Annotated in this window: 15 protein-coding genes, 1 tRNA gene and 1 pseudogene; 10 read left to right on the top strand and 7 right to left on the bottom strand. The window is 36.5% G+C overall.

The window, feature by feature from the left end; translation table 11 throughout:
* Window positions 1-17: 17 nt before the first annotated feature.
* On the top strand, window positions 18-767 hold the full coding sequence (locus BWD162_RS06965; RefSeq protein WP_078705986.1) for a L,D-transpeptidase family protein: 750 nt from the start codon (window positions 18-20) through the stop codon (window positions 765-767).
* 233 nt (window positions 768-1,000) lie between these two features.
* On the opposite strand, the gene BWD162_RS06960 is transcribed toward BWD162_RS06965, so the two are convergent.
* The 3 genes from BWD162_RS06960 to BWD162_RS06950 all read right to left on the bottom strand — a co-directional run bounded on the left by BWD162_RS06960 (window position 1,001) and on the right by BWD162_RS06950 (window position 3,610).
* A complete protein-coding gene (locus BWD162_RS06960) occupies window positions 1,001-2,083 on the bottom strand; it encodes a D-alanyl-D-alanine carboxypeptidase family protein (protein WP_078705985.1) in 1,083 nt (360 codons plus the stop codon).
* A 97-nt stretch (window positions 2,084-2,180) separates the two neighbouring features.
* Window positions 2,181-2,987, bottom strand: a complete 807-nt coding sequence (locus BWD162_RS06955) for a lysophospholipid acyltransferase family protein (RefSeq protein ID WP_078705984.1) — start codon at window positions 2,985-2,987, stop codon at window positions 2,181-2,183.
* A gap of 548 nt (window positions 2,988-3,535) precedes the next feature.
* A tRNA-Gly gene (locus BWD162_RS06950) sits at window positions 3,536-3,610 on the bottom strand.
* A 760-nt stretch (window positions 3,611-4,370) separates the two neighbouring features.
* Between BWD162_RS06950 and holA the strand changes: the two genes are divergently transcribed.
* The gene (gene holA, locus BWD162_RS06945) at window positions 4,371-5,414 is read left to right on the top strand and encodes a DNA polymerase III subunit delta (protein WP_078705983.1); all 1,044 of its coding nucleotides are present in this window, start codon (window positions 4,371-4,373) and stop codon (window positions 5,412-5,414) included.
* 534 nt (window positions 5,415-5,948) lie between these two features.
* A complete protein-coding gene (locus BWD162_RS06940; protein ID WP_442855930.1) occupies window positions 5,949-6,791 on the top strand; it encodes a YihY/virulence factor BrkB family protein in 843 nt (280 codons plus the stop codon).
* Between the two features lie 507 nt (window positions 6,792-7,298).
* On the opposite strand, the gene BWD162_RS06930 is transcribed toward BWD162_RS06940, so the two are convergent.
* Complete coding sequence (locus BWD162_RS06930; protein ID WP_078705980.1) at window positions 7,299-7,988, bottom strand: TlpA disulfide reductase family protein; 690 nt, start codon at window positions 7,986-7,988, stop codon at window positions 7,299-7,301.
* A 59-nt stretch (window positions 7,989-8,047) separates the two neighbouring features.
* Between BWD162_RS06930 and argH the strand changes: the two are divergent.
* The 5 genes and pseudogenes from argH to BWD162_RS06905 all read left to right on the top strand — a co-directional run bounded on the left by argH (window position 8,048) and on the right by BWD162_RS06905 (window position 14,514).
* Window positions 8,048-9,373, top strand: a pseudogene (gene argH, locus BWD162_RS06925) (argininosuccinate lyase).
* Between the two features lie 98 nt (window positions 9,374-9,471).
* Complete coding sequence (lptM, locus tag BWD162_RS06920; RefSeq protein ID WP_078705979.1) at window positions 9,472-9,651, top strand: LPS translocon maturation chaperone LptM; 180 nt, start codon at window positions 9,472-9,474, stop codon at window positions 9,649-9,651.
* A gap of 8 nt (window positions 9,652-9,659) precedes the next feature.
* Window positions 9,660-10,934: a diaminopimelate decarboxylase gene (gene lysA, locus BWD162_RS06915; protein WP_078705978.1), complete on the top strand. Its 1,275-nt coding sequence runs from the start codon at window positions 9,660-9,662 to the stop codon at window positions 10,932-10,934.
* A gap of 113 nt (window positions 10,935-11,047) precedes the next feature.
* Window positions 11,048-13,477, top strand: a complete 2,430-nt coding sequence (locus BWD162_RS06910; RefSeq protein WP_078705977.1) for a TIGR02302 family protein — start codon at window positions 11,048-11,050, stop codon at window positions 13,475-13,477.
* 272 nt (window positions 13,478-13,749) lie between these two features.
* Entirely contained in the window at window positions 13,750-14,514 is a 765-nt protein-coding gene (locus BWD162_RS06905; protein WP_078705976.1) for a class I SAM-dependent methyltransferase, read from the top strand.
* Between the two features lie 38 nt (window positions 14,515-14,552).
* On the opposite strand, the gene BWD162_RS06900 is transcribed toward BWD162_RS06905, so the two are convergent.
* On the bottom strand, window positions 14,553-15,236 hold the full coding sequence (locus tag BWD162_RS06900) for a response regulator transcription factor (protein WP_078705975.1): 684 nt from the start codon (window positions 15,234-15,236) through the stop codon (window positions 14,553-14,555).
* Window positions 15,237-15,302: 66 nt separating this feature from the next.
* Here BWD162_RS06900 and BWD162_RS06895 point away from each other — a divergent pair, with 66 nt between their 5' ends.
* The gene (locus BWD162_RS06895) at window positions 15,303-15,866 is read left to right on the top strand and encodes a L,D-transpeptidase family protein (RefSeq protein ID WP_078705974.1); all 564 of its coding nucleotides are present in this window, start codon (window positions 15,303-15,305) and stop codon (window positions 15,864-15,866) included.
* Here BWD162_RS06895 and BWD162_RS06890 read toward each other — a convergent pair.
* Window positions 15,858-16,292 carry an EVE domain-containing protein gene (locus BWD162_RS06890; protein WP_007476384.1) on the bottom strand — a complete coding sequence of 145 codons (435 nt, stop codon included), beginning with the start codon at window positions 16,290-16,292 and terminating at the stop codon, window positions 15,858-15,860. The genes BWD162_RS06895 and BWD162_RS06890 overlap by 9 nt on opposite strands.
* A gap of 83 nt (window positions 16,293-16,375) precedes the next feature.
* Window positions 16,376-17,470: a tRNA (adenosine(37)-N6)-threonylcarbamoyltransferase complex transferase subunit TsaD gene (gene tsaD / locus BWD162_RS06885; RefSeq protein WP_078705973.1), complete on the bottom strand. Its 1,095-nt coding sequence runs from the start codon at window positions 17,468-17,470 to the stop codon at window positions 16,376-16,378.
* Between the two features lie 665 nt (window positions 17,471-18,135).
* Between tsaD and BWD162_RS06880 the strand changes: the two genes are divergently transcribed.
* The gene (locus BWD162_RS06880) at window positions 18,136-19,323 is read left to right on the top strand and encodes a COG4223 family protein (protein ID WP_078706174.1); all 1,188 of its coding nucleotides are present in this window, start codon (window positions 18,136-18,138) and stop codon (window positions 19,321-19,323) included.
* Window position 19,324: the final 1 nt, after the last annotated feature.

Here is a 19,324-nt window from a genome sequence, read left to right as displayed (position 1 = left end):
ATTAGAGTTTTATTTCAATGAAATTAAATTGGTATTTTTCATTGTTTTTTTTATTGGCAATTGGGATATTGACAGCGTGTCAAAAGAAATTACCTCCCTCTATTCAAGCTAAAGTTAAGCAGCCATTGCCAAAAGAAATTCACCATAAAATGATTACACATAATGTCGATCAATATGCACCGATTATGATGCGTTTTTTTAAGGAAGAAAATATAGCTGAAGTTTGGAAACAAGATCGTACCGGACGTTTTATACTTGTGGCAAGTTATGACATTTGCAAATGGTCAGGTAAACTTGGGCCTAAATATAAAGAGGGAGATTATCAAACACCAGAAGGCTTTTATACCATTAACGCAAGTCAAATGAATCCTTATTCGCGTTATTATCTTTCTTTTAATATCGGTTTTCCTAATCTTTACGATCAAGCACATGGTCGTACAGGTAGTTATCTTATGGTTCATGGGGGGTGCACTTCTGTGGGTTGTTATGCAATGAATGATGGCAATATGGGACAAATTTATGCTTTTGCACGGGATGCTTTTAAAGGTGGGCAAAAAGAATTTCAGTTACACGCTTTTCCTTTTCGCATGACCGATGCTAATATGGAGCGTCATCGTGATAATCCCCATTATCAATTTTGGATGATGCTCAAAAAAGGTTATGATCTCTTTGAAACCAGGCGTGCGCTTTCAAAAATTGATGTTTACGGAAAACGCTATGTTTTCGATCGTTTTACCAAGGAAAATTTAAGTGCGGTAAAACCATAAAATATGGATTTTATTATAAAAGATACTGTGCCTTTTATAAGTTATTAAAAACCAGAAAAATGGTTAGTATTCGTTTTGCTAAATTCATTTTACGATGGATAATATTATCATGCTTTAGTAAAAAATTTAAGCAAAATTACCGGAAATCTGAAAAACTGATCATGAAGGTAATGAAAACATAGGCTATGTTCCTATGTTCCACGTGAATCATTGATAATCATTTATTATTATCATTATAGAATATAGGTAGGTCGTTTATACGGGATGGGGATTTTGCGCGGTATTCTTGTATTAGTTTTATATGTCTGTGGTATGGCAATGAGTTGTACTGGCAAAGGAAGAACGAAAGAAGGTAAAGCTTTGATTAAAGGAGAGGTAAGGATAATATTCCCTTTCTTATCGAAGGTGTCTTCTAGGCGTTTTTTCACAATTTCAGGATCGCATATTTGTTCTTCCATATCAGTGATTTTCGTCATTTTAGTGCCATAAGGCTTTAAGGTGGCTAATGTTGCTTGTGGAGAGCCTTGAAGAGAAAAACCTGTTTCAAGCAAATGTGCTGCTTTTCCTTCTCTTGCATTAATGTTATCTGCCCCTAAAACAACAGCGATAATCGTGCGTTTATTGCGGGTTGCTGAAGCGACAAGATTGAAACCAGAAGCACAAGTAAAACCAGTTTTCATGCCATCTATTCCGTTAAAACGGTTAATGAGGTTATTTGAGTTCAATTTGATTTTTCGTCCATCACCAAAATCAATAGCTGGAATAGAAAAATAATGAGCATATTGGGGAAATTCTCGACGGATTTGAACAGCAAGAAGAGCAATATCACGTGCTGTGGTATAATTATCTGGATGTGGCAGGCCACTTGCATTGGCAAAATGAGTTCCAAACATGCCTAAACGTTGGGCTTGAACATTCATTTGTTGCACAAAAGCTTCTTGAGAACCAGAAACAGCTTCACTTAAGGCAATGGCCAAATCATTGGTTGATTTAACTAAAGTGATGCTTAAGGCTGTCTCAAGTGTAAGGATGGAACCTGCTTCATAACCTGAGTGAGAGGGAGAAGCTTGTGTTGCATTTTGGCTGATGGTGATGTGTTTTTGTGGTGAAATTTCTCCTGTGCTCATGGCACGAAAAATGACATAGGTGGTCATTAATTTTGTTAGAGAAGCAGGGTACCATCGTTCAAAAGCTTGATTATGTTCTAATATTCGTCCAGTTGTAGCGTCAACAGAAATAAAGGGATAGGCTAGAGTCAAAGTACTTGTCATACTTAAAATGAAAGATAAACAGAGTCTGTATAAAAGTTGACACATACAATTTAAGTCCAATTATTGTTCAGTTTAAGTAACTTGAAATTGTTTTAGCTTAGAATACAATAGATTTGAATGTATAAGGTAAAGAAAGGAACATTTAGTTACGTATGGGTCCCTTCCAATGATGGCCAAGCGTTTGAAGTCTTTTAACAGCAAAGGGCGGCATAGGTGGGGGAGTGGGATCTTGAGCGGCCAATAAGAGCAATTCATCACAAGTTTTTTCTGTTTTTTCGATTAGTTGATCTAAAAAATCACGTTTACTTAAACCGATTTCGATAGGAGGGAGAATACGCACACGAATTGTTCCTGGATAGCGGCGAAAATTATTACGTGGCCAATATAAACCAGCGTTGTGGGCAATGGGTACAACTTGGAGCTTCAATTCGTTGTAAAGAGCAGTAATACCTGGTTTGTAATCTGGTTCTTGACCGGGTTGTCGGCGTGTTCCTTCGGGGAAGATTAGGATTTGGCGCCCTTGTTTTGCTTTTTGTTTTGCTTTTTGTATGATGATTTTGAGAGTTTGAATAGGGGTTGCTCGGTTAATTGGGATAACTTGTGTTTTGGCCATATACCAGCCGAAAAAAGGAATCCACATCAGTTCACGTTTTAAAATAAGGGCAGGATCATCAAAATAAGGCACAAGGCTAAAAGTTTCCCACGCAGATTGATGTTTTATAGCAATAATATATGCGCCTTTTAGTAGGTTTTCTACGCCTTCAATTTCATAGTGTGTTCCAACAATATATTTTTGTAAAAATAATGTAACACGTGCCCATGTTTTAGGAACAATCCACGCTTTTTTGCGGGGCATTAAAAAATAAAAGGGGGCATAAAGAATCATTTGCACAAAAGTGGTTGTATAAAAAGCAAACGTAAAGAGAAGAGAACGAAAGATAAGTACCATATTTTATTTATATTTACTGAGACTTTAGTTGTAACACTCTATGTGTGGAAAATATCGTCATTATGATATACTTAATTTTTAGGTATTTTAAACTATAAAGCAAGAGGCTAATAATATCACACGTTATTAGAAGCAGACTTTTCTCAATAAGTTTTATCTATTAGTTGATCTTGATCTTTTATCAGATTGGAATCCAAAGAAATTTAGAGTTTTTATTAAAAATAAAAACCTAAATTAAATGTGGTAGTTAGTTGTGACTACATTAAATGCGTAAGATAGTCTTATGTTTTTTACGCAGACGGTACCCCTTTTATAACCGATCGAATTAGATTTGATTTGATACAATAATTTAAGTAAATATAGCTTAAAATGTCCGGATAATATAAATCATTATAAAGTGTTTTGCTTAATTATCAAATTTACTTAATTATTTTTATAAATATTTAAATCAAGAAACAATTCTCAAAAAATAAGAAATCACTTGGAGAGGTGTTTTGCATTACTTTGCATTACAAAGTGAATTTCAGTAGAAGTAAAATATATTTTATTGGAGCGGGCGATGGGATTCGAACCCACGACCCCAACCTTGGCAAGGTTGTGCTCTACCCCTGAGCTACACCCGCTCACACATTCTCAAACGCTTTTTGTATGGCGTAGCCTTGTCTGAATTGCAACAAAAAAATAACGTTTCAGTGAAATTTATTTTCATGTTAGTGAAATTTATTTTTCAAGGTTAAAAAAGTATTATTCAACTAGTGATTCGAGTAGTGCTAGATAATTGACTTTACTTTATATTTTAACGAAAACATTTTTCTCGTGGAAGGGTTGAGTGATTATGAGTTTAAGCAAAACATTCTTTTGTCTATCAATAAATGAGAAAATTAGTAGCGTTGTTTGTATTTTTCCAAATTGGGTTAGCTGGTCATGGTTGTTTTTTGACGATTGAAAAAAATTGATATTTGTGATTCTTTGGAAAGCATTGAAGTTTTATCCGATTTTAAATCATAAAAATCGGCAGTTTTTGCCAAATAATAGAGGTACTCAATGAGGTTTTGAGTTTCCAGAGTATTTTCATAATTGTATGGATAGTTTATTGAGTAAGCAATAGTAATTAGATCTAGTAACTATTTGGTTTTGTAATACATTTAGCTGAAAAAATTATTAAAGAGAATAAATTAATCACAATTATAATGATGCATTCTATATATCAAGTTTTGAATGTAAGAGATCAGTGTATAGATATAATGTCTGGTGGGACAATGATTTTGGACATGCACTAAAAAGCAATGTAAACTGCATGTTAGGATTTTTGGCATGATTGGCATGCTTTAAAAAAGTTTACGGTAAAGTTTTTGAAATGATACACTATAATGGATTGATATTTTGGCTATAAAAAAAGCGCATGAAGTTGACCATTTTCTAACGCATTTTTCGCGTTCTTTTCCTATTGTTTTAATTTACGGTCCTGATCGTGGTCTTGTTTGTGAACGTGCACAGCGTTTTGCTAAGCTGACGCAAGTAGCAATAGAAGATCCTTTTTCTACGATTCGTCTCAATGCATCTGAGATTGATAAAGATCCCGTACGATTGCAGGATGAAGCACACACTTTATCACTTTTTGGCAGTGATCGTTTGATATGGATATCCAATGGTGCAAATCAAAAAGGTTTTCTTGCGGCTCTTAAGCTTTTAATTAAAGAACCACCAAAAGCATGTTTCATTTTAATTGAAGCAGGGGATCTGAAAAAGGGTGTGGGGTTGCGTAATATTGTTGAAACGGCATCAACAGCTCTGGCTTTACCCTGTTATACGGATGATATCCGTTCTCTTGATAGAGTGATTGATGAGGTTTTGAATAATTTTAAAATGACTCTTTCTTTGGAGGCGCGCAAGTGGTTATACGAAAGTTTGGGGGCGGACCGTCTTGTTTCGCGTGGTGAATTGGAAAAGCTTTGTCTTTATGCTCTAAAGAAAGATCAAATTACTCTTGAGGATGTGAAGGCTGTGGTAAGTGAGGCTGGTGCTCTTTCTCAAGATGATGTTATTGATGCTATTTTACTGGGAGATGTGGCGGGTTTTGAAACGCATTTTAATCGATATGCGACTATGCAAAATACACTTTTTTTTGTTTTGAGTACAGCGCAGAGGCATTTTCAACAATTACAGCTGTTGCGCTATCAGGTGGAAGTTGAAGGGAAAGCTCCTTTTGCAGTCATATCTCAAGCACGGCCGCCGATTTTTTTTCGTAGAGAAAAAATAGTTGAAAAAGCCCTAAAATATTGGGGGTTGGAACAAATTGCTTATGCTATGGAAAAAATTCAGTGTGCTGTTTTAGATAGCCGTAAAAATCCATTTTTGGATGCAGCTATTGTTCATCAAGTTTTGTTAGGATTGGCAGTTAGTGTGCGAAAACGCATTTCTTCTTAAAATATTGGCTCCATATCGGTATTGAAGAGTTTTTATGACTTGGTAAATTTATGAGATATGTTTTTCCTTTATGGTGATCTTTTTGTCAAAAGACAAAGAACGATAATTCATAAAGGTTTTTAATCATGAGATTATAGTATTACGTGTAAAACTAGCAAGCATTGTTTGTTTTGAGTAATTACCAAATTTGCATCAAGATTAAAAAGGTCATTGTAAAACATGATTTAAGTATAAAATACAAGGTTACTTAATATTTCGGGGTACGGTATATGAAGAAGTACTTCTTTATCAATGATAACATGGAAGTTAAGCAGTAATCTTAACAATTTGAGATGTCGGTGAAATTTATTAATTTATCATTGTCAATTTTAGTATAGTTTTTTTAAAATTTGGCTATCTATAATTGTTATCTTTAAAAATGTATCTGTTTTTATACGAGAACAACTTTCATTTATGAGGTAACCATTTTTATAAAGTTTTAAAGAGACTTAAAAGGGAAAAGTCATCAAAGAGTATGAAGATTTGATAAGAAATATGTTATACTATGGTTATTGTATTCTCATTAATGCAATAAGTCATTATGTACGTGATGATGGCAGTGCTTTTGCAAGTCATATCGTACTCTCAGGGCTTTTAGCATTTTTTCCTTTTTGTATTTTTGGAGCGTCTCTGGCCAGTTTTTTTTGGGATTTTGCGTATACACCGCAAAAAATTGAAGCGCTTATGCATTTATTGCCAGATGCAATTGCAGAACCTTTTTCTAAAGAAATCGTTAATGTTTTGGTAACACAGCGAAAAGGCGTATTAACACTTTCTTTTGTTGGGGCAGCTTATTTTGCTTCAAATGGGGTAGAAGCTTTACGTGCTGCCTTAAATAAGGCTTATCGTGTTGTTGATCAGCGAAGTTTGTTTTTTTGTCGTTTTCAAAGTTTGTTTTTTGTGATCATTGGGACAATCGGTATTAGTGTTATCAGCTTTTTATTAGTTTTAGCACCTTTGCTGATAAAAATTACACGAAATCATTTTCCTTTTATTGTTGAATATATTGGTGTTATTCGTTTATGGCGTTACACAATTGCGGTGGTTGTTTTATTTATCAGTCTTTTGATTGTTCATAAATGGCTGCCAGCAAAGCGGAGGAAATTGATAGATATTTTACCAGGAATTATAGTAACGCTGTTTTTGTGGTGTGCAGCATCAATTACTTTTGCACATTATTTAACAATGTTTAATTATGCATCCACTTATGCCGGGTTAGCATCTATTATGATTGCTATTATTTTTCTTTATATGTTGAGTGCGATTTTTATTTTGGGAGGTGAAATAAACGCAGCAATTATGTTTTATCGTACTCGTTTACAACATTCAGATCCATAAAAAGATTTTTTATTTAAGGCAATTAAAGAATAAAAGGGTGTGCATTCTACTATTGCTGTTTAGTGATTGATAAGGATGCTTGTGCTTAAAGCCAAAGTTAATCGTATTATGTGCCATTATCAGTTTCAAATATATATTATGGCTTTCTTTTGTTTTTTCTCAATGAAACACTTAATTTAAAAAAAAGGATTGTTTCTATAGGGGTTAACGGTACAAGGTTTGGAATGCAAATTATAGGTATGAGGGGAGAGATGTATTTTGAAAACAAATCACAGCTCTTGGGTGGATAATGCGGATGGGAATAGCACAGTGAAGTTTACTTTACACCAGTAGTGCATGTTTTTATTTAGCAAGCTCAATCGACTAAACTTTAATGATAGGTATTCTGATAGGAGGTTTATAGAGATGAGGCAATTTGCAAATGGATTTTACTCTTTTTGTTATCAAAGATTATTTCTGCCTTGGAGTCGTTTTGTGAGGTGTCGTTATTTGTGGTCATTAAAAGCGTTATTTTGTTTCTTTAATGATAGCTTTTATGAGTGCTTTAGCATCATTATTGGCCCATGGAGCTATACCATTAAATGAAGCAATGAGGTCACCATCTTGATCAACCAGGAGTGTAATGGGTAGCCCTAAAGCTAGTCCTTGTTTGCGGATATCGGTAAAAATGTTCATTTTTTCGTCGCGGTAATAGGTCAAATTATCAGCATACACTTCACGTAAAAATTGTTGAATTTTTTCAGGAGAAGCGACTTTATCAATATTAATGGCTATGACATCAAAATTTTCTCCCTTCATATCGTGTTTTAATTGTGCCAATTCTGGCATTTCTACACGACAAGGAGCACACCAAATTGCCCACAAATTAATAAGCAGTGGTTTTCCAGTAAATTCAGAGAATTTATGGTCTTTTCCCTGAATATCTTTAAAGGAAAATTGGCTTACATTATAAAATGTGTCAGCAAATCGGATGTGCTTAAAAGAGCCTTTGGCTTCTTTTTTGATCGCTATTATCTTTTCTGCTTTTATTTTGTTGGTGTTTGTTTCTTGTGCTTTTGCAACTGAAATAAAGTGAGGAAAGAGAGATGCTTTATGATCATGGTTTATTGTTGCGTATAAACTTAAGGCAATGATAAAAGATATGAGGAAGTATTGTGTTTTTTTATCTTTCCAATTGATGAAAATTTGAGAAATCATAATTTTTGTCCTTTGAATGGGCCTTTTTAAGGTATGACAGATAATAGATTGAGCAATAAATGTGGGGTAGCTGTTTTGCACAAGGTCCTGCTGCGATTATGGAAAACATTAACGCTTCCATTGATTGTGATCAAAAACTTTATCGGCAAGATATTGAAAGTTCACTTTCTCATGTGGCAATGCTAGCACAAACGAAAATTATTTCACACTCTGATTATGAAAAATTGTGCATGGTTTAAAACTTATTCTCTAAAAAATTGAAGAAAGCATGTTTACTTTTTCACGAAAGTTTGAAAATATTCAATGAATATTGAGGGGCGGTTGAGCCAATTGATTGGTCCTATAGCAGGCCGTTTGCACACAGCGCGTTCGCGTAATGATCAAGTTGTAATTGATTTTCGTTTGTGGGTACGCGACGAAACGCAAAAATAGCGTAAGCATTAAAACAGCTTATAGAGCAATTACTCATTCGAGCAGAATAACATGTCGATACCTTTATGCCAGGTTTTACACACTTGCAAACTGCCCAGCCAGTAACATTTGATCATTATATGATGGCTTATGTTTAGATGTTTGGTCGGGATTTATCGCGTATGTGTGATGCGTTGAGCGAATACATGAGTCGCTTCTAGGGGGTGCTGCATTAGCGGGAACGGGCTTTCCAATCGATCGTTTTATGACAGCACAAGCACTAAGGTTTCATGAATCGATGCGCAATTCAATGGATAGTGTTTCAGATCGTGATTTTGCGTTGGAATTTTTAAGCGCTGGTGTGCTTTGCGCAATGCATCTTTCATGTTTAGCAGAAGAAATTATCCTGTGGTCGAGTGCACAATTCTAGTTTATTTATCAGATGTTTTTTCAACGGGGTCATATTATGCTACAATGAAAAAATCCCGATACTGCTGAGCTTATATGAGCCAAATCGAGACGGTTGATTGGGTGCATTTATTGGATTTTACAGTGATGAAAGGTTCACCTCTTGCTTATTTAAAAGATATGCAAAAACATGAAACTTATGTGTTTGATGGGGTTTTGAGTTTTGAGTTATCGGCTAGCAGCAATGACAGGCATCATTGGTGATTTTGAAGGTGAATAAAACAGTCATGAAACAAGAAGCAGACTCTGATTATGCAATAGCAACAGATTTAACTGATTGGCTTAATGCGAATTAGGGCTTCCCTTTCGTGAGGTTAATCATATTACCGAGTGCATTTAGCATTGGCAGAAAAAAAGAAATGTCATCTTAATGATTTATCATTAGCTGAACTTTAATAATCTATTCAGATATAAGCGCAGCTGTTTTTGGTGTTTTGGCAGTTGAAAAATCAGTTGAAGGTCGTAAAAGTTTTGGTGGAACAGCGCTTTCAGAAGTATTTTGCTAAATTGCTTATTGGAAAAAGCATCTTGTGAGTGCATAAGTAGATTTTATTGTAAAGGCAAAAGAGTACAACAAAATATCGATATAAGAGGAAAAGGACGTATGAGAACTATTTTAAAGAATTTAATAATTGTCCTTTTTTTTAATGTTGTTATACTTGGGTGTGGGCGTAAAGGGGCACTAGAATTACCTTCTTCAATAACGGTTAAGTCTTCGCAAGGAGCTTTTGGTTCTGAAAGAAAAACGGATAAACCTTTTATTCTCGATCGATTGATACAATAGAGGTTTTTATGCGTTTTTTTCCTTATCATCAAGACGTGCTTTATGCTGAAGGTCTTTCGCTTTCTACAATTGCAGATAAGGTGGGAACACCTTTTTATTGTTATTCAGCCAATGCACTTATTGCTCATTTTCAAGACTACCAAAATGCATTTCATGATATACCTAGTCTTATTGCTTATGCGGTTAAAGCAAATTCCAATCAGGCTATTTTAAGGCTTTTAGCACGCGTTGGGGCAGGAGCTGATGTGGTGTCAGAAGGTGAATTACGACGTGCTTTAGCTGTTGGTATTCCTGCACATCGTATTGTTTATGCTGGTGTTGGTAAAACGGTTAGAGAGATAGATTTTGCCCTTGCACATGATATTTGTTGTTTTAATGTCGAATCAGAGCAAGAGCTTGAACAATTATCAGCACGGGCTGTTGCACTTTCAAGAAATGCACGCATTTCGTTGCGCCTTACTCCAGATGTAGATGCAAAAACCCATCAGAAAATTACAACTGGTAAATCTGAAAATAAATTTGGTATTCCACTGGTATTGGCGTATGACGCTTATAAAAAGGCAGCGCAATTGCCTGGTCTTGAAGTGTGTGGTGTGGCTATACATATTGGCAGTCAGATTTGTGATTTAAAACCATTTGAAGAGGCGTTTGTAATTGCCGCAGATTTTGTGCGCCATTTACGCAATGATGGTTATGTCATAACTTATCTAGATATTGGAGGTGGGCTTGGGGTTTCTTATGGTTGTGAATCATGTTTAGTGCCTTCTCCTTTTGATTATGCGGCACTGGTAAAAAAACATATTGCACCTTTAGGGATCACTGTAATTTTAGAGCCTGGACGCGGTATTGTTGGCAATGCTGGTGTGTTGGTAACGTCTGTTGTGTATTTCAAAAGAGGCAAGAGGCGCAATTTTGTTATTGTTGATGCTGCGATGAATGATTTTATGCGTCCAACACTTTATGAAGCTTGGCATGATGTGATACCAGTGAAGAAAACACCATTAAATGCTGTGATGATCAATGCAGATATTGTTGGTCCTGTTTGTGAAACTGGTGATTATTTAGCATTAGACCGTTATTTGCCAGTGTTAAAGGCGGGTGATCTGTTGGCAATTACTGGAGCAGGCGCTTATGGTGCGGTGATGGCAAATACTTATAATAGCAGGCTTTTGGTACCGGAAGTTTTAGTTCAAGATACGCGTTATGCTATTATTCGTCCACGTCTTGATTATGCACAATTGATTGGTTTTGATCATATTCCAGATTGGATTGAGAATTTTTAAATGTCTTTGACATTGTTTCTAATAAACTTTTATGGAATGATTTATATGGTGCAAATTATTTTTATAGGTCTTATGATCTTTAGCTTATTATTAAAAAGGACAAATAATTGTCTATGAAAGACGAAAACATCAAAGGTTTTCTGAAAATAAGGCTTCTATTTGCGCGCCTTCTTGCTTGGTGTTTCTTATTTTTTGAGCAGATATGGCCGCGGCTATTACCATTTTTTTTAGCGTTAAGTCTTTTATGTTCGCTTAGTTGGTTTGGTGTTTTTAGCCTCTTAAGTTATTGGTGGCATTTATTTTTTCTTTGGCTCATACTTTTTGTTATTTTAGGAAGTTTATTTCTACTATTTGGTTTTCGCTTTCCTACTGCAAGAGATGTTGATTGTTATATTGAACAGACAAGTGGGTTTAAAAACCAGCCTTTAAGTGTTCAAAAAGATCGTTTATGTGTTGAAGATAATGATGGTTCTAGTGTGGTTATTTGGCGTGAACATCAACGCCGCATGGCAGAACAATTGCATCATGTTCAAATCGGATTTGCTTACTCTAATAGTGCTGCCTATGACCCTATAGCTCTTAGAGCACTATTTATTTTGTTATGTGTGTGTGCTTTTAGTTTTTCTTTTGGCTCGTCTGGAGGGCGTTTATCAGACGCGTTTGATCTGCGCCCTGTGGTTGATGAATCGTCAATACGCATTGATGCTTGGGTAACACCACCTGCTTATACGGGCATTGCACCTATTTATTTAACACGAGGTGACACAACACAGCTTACCGTTCCTGAAGGGAGTGATGTCGTTGTGCGCGTTGTTAATGGTGCTGGTGTTAAGGTTAAGGCTGTATCTGAAGATGGTGGACACAAAATTGCGCTTACTGAGAAAAGTGAACAAACAACTTTAAATGACCCAATGACTCGTTTTGAAACACGCTTAGATCGTTCAATGCGTTTGTCTGTATCATCGCGTCGTAGGCAGCAACAATGGCACTTGCATATAATTAAAGATAAAGTGCCGACGATTCATTGGCTTGCAAAACCAGAGCGGATTTTAGCTGGTTCATTAGAGTTACGCTATGAAATGGATGATGATTATGGTGTAACAAAGGCTTTTGTTGCAATAGAACCTCTTTTTGATCAGAACAAAAATGCTTCTCCTCTTTATAAAGCGCCTGAGATAAAGCTTCTTTTAGCGCGTGGTGGAAAAGGTAAAATGCGCACAGTCCAAGATATATCTGGTCATCCATGGGCTGGTAGCGAGGTTAAAATTACTTTGGTAGCAGAAGATGGGGCTGGTCAGCAGGGGCGTAGTAAAACTTTTATCATGATGTTACCGCAACGTATTTTTGCTAACCCTATTGCTCGTGCAGTGGATGAGCAGCGTCGTTTATTAGCACTTGATGCATGTGCACGAGAACGTGTACTTGATATGCTTTCTGCTTTGCTTGTGCGCCCGGAAGATGGTCTTCAAAATGTAACACATTTTCTGGCATTGCAGAGTGCATGGATAAGGCTTTCTGCTGCAAAAACAGATGATCAATTGCGTGATGTAGTTCATTATTTATGGCAAATTGCCTTAGGTATTGAAGGTGATCAGTTTGAATCTGCTCAACAAAGGTTAAAACAAGCACAGGCTGCTTTGCGTGATGCATTGCGCTATGGCACTTCAAGTGAGGAAATTGAGCGACTAATGGCAAATTTACGCCAAGCTGTGAATGATTATATTAGTACTTTGCCTGAAAAAAAATCAAAAGATGATAATGAGCGTAAGACTACACTTTCTAAAGATTCATTATCCAAAAAGCTGGATTCAATTGAAGAAATGGCCAAATTGGGTTCTTCTTCAGCTGAACAGCTTTTAGCTGAAATTGAGCAGACACTTGATCATTTGCAGAATCGAAAAAGTAGTAATCAAGCTAAAGAGCAAAATGATCATCAAGAAACACAAATGAAAAAAAAGCTAGATCAACTTGGTGATTTGATGCGTCGACAGCAAGAAATTCTTGATGATACGCACTATTTAGAAAAGAAACAACGTCATGATGGAGAAGATGTTACAAGCAATGAGGAAAAGCAAAGCAAAGCTTTGGAAGATCGTCTGGTTGAATTACAGTCTGAGTTATCAGAATTAGAAAAGGAACTCTCAGCACAAGGTCTTAAACAAAATGATGCGTTAAAAGAGGCAGAAAAAAAAATGAATTCTGCAAAGACCGCTCTTGGTAATGGAGACTATGAAATGTCGATGCAAAATCAGTCAGAGGCTTTAGAATCCTTACGACAAGGTGCGCAAGATGTTTTAAAAAAAATGCGCGAAGTACTGAAAAAAGAAGGAAATAATCACGATGATGCTCGTGGTCCTCAAGATCCATTAGGACGTCCGCTTTCTTCACAAACAGGTCAAGGTCAAGAAGGTGTAGGGGGACAACAGAAAAATGATCAAATGCGTGCACGAGAGATTTTAGAAGAAATTCGCAAACGCCTTAATAATAATCGTATTCCTGAAGCAGAAAAAAGCTATCTTGAAAGATTGCTTCACTTTCGTTAGTCAAATTTAAATCAATATGAGAAAAAACGTATTAAAGATTTTTATAAAGTAAGATACACTCAAAATAAAGAACAAAGCGAAGTAAACCGCGCTTTTGGTGAAGTGATAATAATAGTGATGTTATTTACTTATGTTACTTTGTTTTTGAATTATTTTTGTTAAAAGAGTGGAAAGTGGAGATTTTTGCTCTTGAGGGGAAGGGGTGTGAGCCCATATAAATTGACTATAGAGGGCTGCAACGTTTGATATTTGTTTCTACATGGTAATGTAAATTGGATATAGTTACACTCAAAGATTTTTATGCTTCTGCACTTGGTCTTCGAGTGCAAGCGACAATTTGTGAGCAATTGAATTTGTATTGGCCAAATCTTGCTGATAAGCGAGTAATGGGTTTTGGTTATGCAGTTCCTTACCTTTCTGTATTGTGTACACGTGCACAACACTGTTTTGCTTTTATGCCCGCTAGTCAGGGTGCTTTACCTTGGCCTTGTACTGATAGGGTGGCTACAGCGCTTGTTTTTGAAGAAGATTTGCCTCTTCCTGATGCTTCGATTGATTGTATTTTATTGGTACATGCACTTGAATATACAGAAAATTCACGCGAAACTCTTAAAGAAATATGGCGTGTTTTAGCGCCTAATGGCCATTTGATTGTTATTGTTCCCAATCGCAGCGGTTTTTGGGCACGCAATGATCGTACACCTTTTGGCTATGGCGAACCTTATAGCCGGCAACAAATTGTTTGTTTATTTGAAGAAACAAATTTTATATCCGGACCTGTGCGAGAAATTGTGTATTATACGCCTTCTTTAAATTATACAACGCGGTTGTTTTCATTTTTTTATAGACCATTTGTACGCCATCTTTTTCCTTATTTTGGTGGACTTTTAATGTGTCAGGCGCACAAACGTATTTATCAAGGCATAAGTATACAACGCCGCCAATCACGACGTGTGTTCATTCCTGCATTATCACCACAGGCTCGGGAGAAATATATCTTATCCGGATCTGATTTTGTTTCAGAGAAAAATTGGTGATGTTAGAGTTATTTTAAAAGCGATTATTGCTCATAAAATCAAAGATTAAGGCGATAGCCATTGTGATCTGTAATGAGAATCTGGGCATTAGAGGGATCTTTTTCAATTTTTTTGCGTAAACGATAAATATGGGTTTCTAATGTATGGGTGACAATGTGTTTATTATAGCCCCAAATATGCTCTAACAATATTTCGCGGCTAACAACTTTGTTACGCGTGTTATAAAGATATTTAAGAATTGCTGCTTCTTTTTCGGTAAGGCGGATTTTATTACCATGGCAATCAATCAGAAGTTTTTGCCCAGGTTTAAAAGTATAAGAACCAATACGAAAAAGTGCATCTTCATGGTGTTCGTATTGATGTAATTGGGTTCGAATACGCGCTAACAATACCGCAAAACGAAAGGGTTTTGTTACATAATCATTGGCACCTGCTTCAAGGTTTAAAAAAGTATCACAATCTGTGTCATGATCAGTTATCATAATAATGGGAGCGCGAAATTTTTGATCACGTAATTTTTTAACAGCTTCGCGGCCATCCAGATCAGGCAGTTTAATATCAAAAACAGCGAGATCGATTTTTTCTTTATGAGCTATTGCGATTCCTTCTTCGGCTGTTTTTGCTTGAAGCACTTCAAATTCTTCATGAATTTGCAATTGTTCTAGCAGAATAGAGCGCAGGTCATCCTCTTCCTCAACAATTAAAAGGGTGTAGCTGTTCATTTTTTTCCTTATAAAGCTTATGTGCGCTATACTTTGTGGAAAGTAGTTTCATGAAATAAAGATTTTATGCAAGTAGAATTAAAAAAGAAATGCTATAAAAAACAAACTTTTGTTGCTTTTATGGTCATCCGTCGACAAGCAGGTGTGCGTACACGGGGTATTCTTTGTGCTGGTCAGCATCGTTTTCTTTGCGCTTTAGGGCGAGGTGGTATTTCCTCTTATAAGCGCGAAGGTGATGGTGCTACACCTTTGGCAAATATGCGTTGTTTGGGAGGATTTCGCGATAATTTTTATCGCCCTTTTGTGCGTTCAGTTTTGCCTTTTCATCATATTCGCGCACAAGATGGTTGGTGTGATGCTAGTGGTGATGCCAATTATAATCGTTTAGTGCGCCTTCCTTATTCTAGAAGTGCTGAAAAAATGCACCGTGAAGATGGTCTTTATGCAATTGGTCTTATTCTAGATTGGAATATCACACAACGCAAAATGGCAAGAGGAAGCGCTATTTTTATGCATTTAACACGGGACAATTATACTCCAACAGAAGGATGTATTGCACTTTCCCGTCGTGATATGGAACGCCTTTTACCCTATATTAATTTGCGGACAAAAATTATTGTTTTAGGTTAAAAGCATTTCTGGTTTGAGCCCACCCATAGAGCAAACTTCTTTCCACTCATCTTCTGTGACAGGTTGTACTGATAAGCGTATAGTTTTGACCAGTGCCATGTTTTTCAATTTTGGATTAGCTTTGATTTGTTTTAGTGAAACAGGGTTTGGCATGTCACAAAGGGCGCGAATATCTACACATTCCCAGCGTGGATCAGAAGTTGTAGAATCAGGATGTGCTTGTGCACATACTTCTACAATGCCTACTATTTCTAACCCTTTGTTGGAATGATAAAAGAATCCTTTATCACCATATTTCATGGCACGCATATTATTGCGCGCTTGATAGTTGCGTACACCATCCCATTGTTCGCCATGTGCGCCTTTTTGTTTTTGCATAGCCCACGACCATTTTTGAGGTTCAGATTTAAAAAGCCAATAAGCCATTTAGTCTCCTTGTTATATGCGCTGTGTTTAATTTTATAAAAAATAGATGTTGAAAGGATTTTAGCCATAGAGGATTTATATTCTCATACTTTTGCTCCTCGCTGTCCTGTACCAATTAAAGGAGTTGCTTTTTCGTCTAACGGCCAGCGTGAGCGAGGAGCAATATCAAGAGAGCTTGTTTGCCCCTGTTCTATACGTTTTGCACCGGCAAAAGCAATCATTGCAGCATTGTCTGTGCACAAAGAAGGAGGGGGAGCAATAAATTCAAAACCATGTTGAAAAGCTAGCTCTTGCAAACTTAAACGAATGGCTTGATTGGCTGATACTCCGCCTGCGACAACCAAAGCAGGGGGGCGACATTTTTTCTGATGAGAAAGGGGGTAGTTGTGGGTAAAATATTGCAAAGCTAAACTAACACGATCTTGCAATGTATCAATGACTGCTGCTTGAAAACTTGCGGCGATGTCAGCAATATCGCGTTGTGTTAAAGGAGCCATTGTTGTTGCGGCTTTCCGAACAGCAGTTTTAAGGCCGGAAAAAGAAAAATCCAACCGTTTTTCACCTTTTAAAGGTCGTGGGAGAGAGATACGATTTTTATCTCCTAATAAAGCAGCTTTTTCAAGAGCTGGACCACCAGGGTAAGGAAGACCTAAAAGAGTTGCAGTTTTATCAAAGGCTTCTCCCAAGGCGTCATCAATGGTTGTACCTAAGCGTTGATAATTTCCTATCCCGTGAACAAGAATGATTTGTGTATGACCACCTGAGACTAGGAGCAATAAATAGGGGAAATTTATATCATGAGTCATGAGCGCTGTTAAAGCATGCCCTTCTAGATGATTGACAGCAATAAAAGGTTTTCCGGTAGCAAGAGCTAATGCTTTTGCACTCATGAGTCCTACTAAAAGCCCCCCAATCAGACCAGGGCCACTTGTGGCTGCAATAGCATCAATATCTTTCAACTTTATATGAGCTTGTGTAAGCGCTTTAAGAATCAAGCTATCAAGAATTTCGACATGAGCACGTGCAGCAATTTCAGGGACAACGCCACCATAAGGTGCGTGATCTTCAATTTGGCTCCAAACGATATTGGAAAGAATACGATTTTTTCCATTACTGTTGTACTCAATAATAGCAGCAGCAGTTTCATCACAACTTGTTTCTATGCCCAGCAGACGCATTGCAGGATAACCCTATGTTGAAGATTTTTGCATGTAGTGGGTATCACGGATCAAGAGGGATGCAAAGAGTTCTCTTAAAATTAAGGTATATGAGAGACAATGCATCTAGATGTGGTTTATGAGGTGTGTAGTCAGAGGTGGATATTAAAAATTCAACGAAAAAAGGCAAAATGTGTAGCATAGGATGCATTTTTAATATGTTAAGCTATGTTTGGTGATTGGTTCTTGGAAGTTTTTGTAATCAAGCAATATAACATGCAACTGTAAGAAGTTAGCAGCGTTTAAATCTAGAAAGTTTTTTGGGTACAATTAGATTTTTAACTCATTTGATGTGTTTATCCGCAAATTGATGTGTTTTTTACTTTTTTGACAATGAGTGACTGCGTCATTAGAGTTGTTGCATTTACTGTCTATAATCAACAATTTTAAGGATTTTTTAGCATCGGTTTTAATGTACTTCCAAGGCTTTTTGTATAAAACATCTAAGTGCACTCAAGGAAGGTGGGCTATTAAAATGTTTGATTTAATTGGAATATCTAGTTTGAGTTAAGAGGAGTTGAGTAAAAATACTTAAAAACGAGATGTTTAATCAATGCTTAGCTTTTTTTAAAGTTTCTTTCATTTTGTTATTTTATAATAAAATGAGCGGGAGAAAAGAGACATTTATGGTAAAATTTTCAAAACCTAAAGCAAAACCATATTATACCGGAACTAACCATAAAACATCTGTAATTGAATGTGATGTAATAGATTGTGATTTAGAGCAAGAAACACAAAACTCGGCAGAATCAATGACAAAAGAAACACAAGGCAAGCAAAAAGCAAAAGGGAAAAATGCATCTGCTATTGCTTGGCTTCATTCGTTGATTTTAGTAATTGTTGGCAGTTTTATCACTTTAAGTTTTTGGATAGGAATGCAATGGGCGGGTTTTCTTTCTCCTTTTTTAGGAAGCGAGCGTATTAAAGAAGAGCAAGCTTTACAGATTGCTGAAATTGCAAAAAGCCAAGCTGAAGAAACAACGAAACAATTGCATCATATTATCCAAGAACTTGATACATTAAAGATGGCTTTTTCTACTTTTTCATCACAAAGTGATAACTCTTTTCAAAGGGGTGGGGTATCGCAAGAAGAAAGTAAAGAGGTTTTTTCGGCTTTAGAGAAAAAGGTCAGTACTCTTGAAGAGAATATACAAAATTTAGTTGCAATCTCCCAGGGTATTCATGAAGCTTTATTAGCTGGGCAAGGCAATACAAATGATTTTGCTGCATTAAAACAACAAATAAATACTCTACGGGAAGAAATTGCTGCTAGAAGTAATATGAAAGAAGGGATAGACCCTGCATTTTTAATGGCGATTAATGCCTTAAAAAACGCCGTCGATCGGGGTAAACCTTATGCCAATGAATTGGAAATAATACAGCGTTTTTCACCTTCAGTTTCTGGGCTTGATCTTTTGCAAGAAACGGCAAATACAGGTCTTCCAAGCTCTGCTAAGCTTGCAGCTGATTTTTCTAGTATTGCAGATATAGTTGTTGGGCAACAAAATACTGTTGCACCAGATGCTGGTTTTTTTGCACGGATTTGGGCCTGGATAAAAAGTGTATTTGTTTTACGACCAGTTGGAAATGTGGACGGTGTGACAGTAGGTGCGATTGTAGCGCGGATGGAAATGGCCATTCAAGTTGGAGATTACGAAAATGCTTTAGTAGAGTGGCGAACATTACCCCAAAGTGCTCAGGATATTTCAGTAGATTTTATGCAGCAGTTAAAGCGGCATTTAGCTATTCAACGTGTTTTTCAGCAATTACTGATTTTTGCGCAGCAAGGATCTTCTAAGGCTATAAAAATGTAAA

Source organism: Bartonella sp. WD16.2, assembly GCF_002022505.1.
Lineage (GTDB): Bacteria > Pseudomonadota > Alphaproteobacteria > Rhizobiales > Rhizobiaceae > Bartonella.
Note: the sequence above shows the minus strand (reverse complement) of the source record. Positions and strands in the feature narration are given on the sequence as shown.

Excerpts from the sequence above, each read along its gene's own strand:
- BWD162_RS06880 (WP_078706174.1), top strand. The coding sequence starts at position 18,136 with ATGGTAAAATTTTCAAAACCTAAAGCAAAACCATATTATACCGGAACT.
- BWD162_RS06965 (WP_078705986.1), top strand. The coding sequence starts at position 18 with ATGAAATTAAATTGGTATTTTTCATTGTTTTTTTTATTGGCAATTGGG.
- BWD162_RS06930 (WP_078705980.1), bottom strand. The coding sequence starts at position 7,988 with ATGATTTCTCAAATTTTCATCAATTGGAAAGATAAAAAAACACAATAC.
- BWD162_RS06910 (WP_078705977.1), top strand. The coding sequence starts at position 11,048 with ATGAAAGACGAAAACATCAAAGGTTTTCTGAAAATAAGGCTTCTATTT.
- BWD162_RS06900 (WP_078705975.1), bottom strand. The coding sequence starts at position 15,236 with ATGAACAGCTACACCCTTTTAATTGTTGAGGAAGAGGATGACCTGCGC.
- BWD162_RS06890 (WP_007476384.1), bottom strand. The coding sequence starts at position 16,292 with ATGGCTTATTGGCTTTTTAAATCTGAACCTCAAAAATGGTCGTGGGCT.
- tsaD (WP_078705973.1), bottom strand. The coding sequence starts at position 17,470 with ATGCGTCTGCTGGGCATAGAAACAAGTTGTGATGAAACTGCTGCTGCT.
- lptM (WP_078705979.1), top strand. The coding sequence starts at position 9,472 with ATGAGAACTATTTTAAAGAATTTAATAATTGTCCTTTTTTTTAATGTT.
- BWD162_RS06895 (WP_078705974.1), top strand. The coding sequence starts at position 15,303 with ATGCAAGTAGAATTAAAAAAGAAATGCTATAAAAAACAAACTTTTGTT.
- lysA (WP_078705978.1), top strand. The coding sequence starts at position 9,660 with ATGCGTTTTTTTCCTTATCATCAAGACGTGCTTTATGCTGAAGGTCTT.
- BWD162_RS06940 (WP_442855930.1), top strand. The coding sequence starts at position 5,949 with ATGTTATACTATGGTTATTGTATTCTCATTAATGCAATAAGTCATTAT.
- BWD162_RS06960 (WP_078705985.1), bottom strand. The coding sequence starts at position 2,083 with ATGTGTCAACTTTTATACAGACTCTGTTTATCTTTCATTTTAAGTATG.
- BWD162_RS06955 (WP_078705984.1), bottom strand. The coding sequence starts at position 2,987 with ATGGTACTTATCTTTCGTTCTCTTCTCTTTACGTTTGCTTTTTATACA.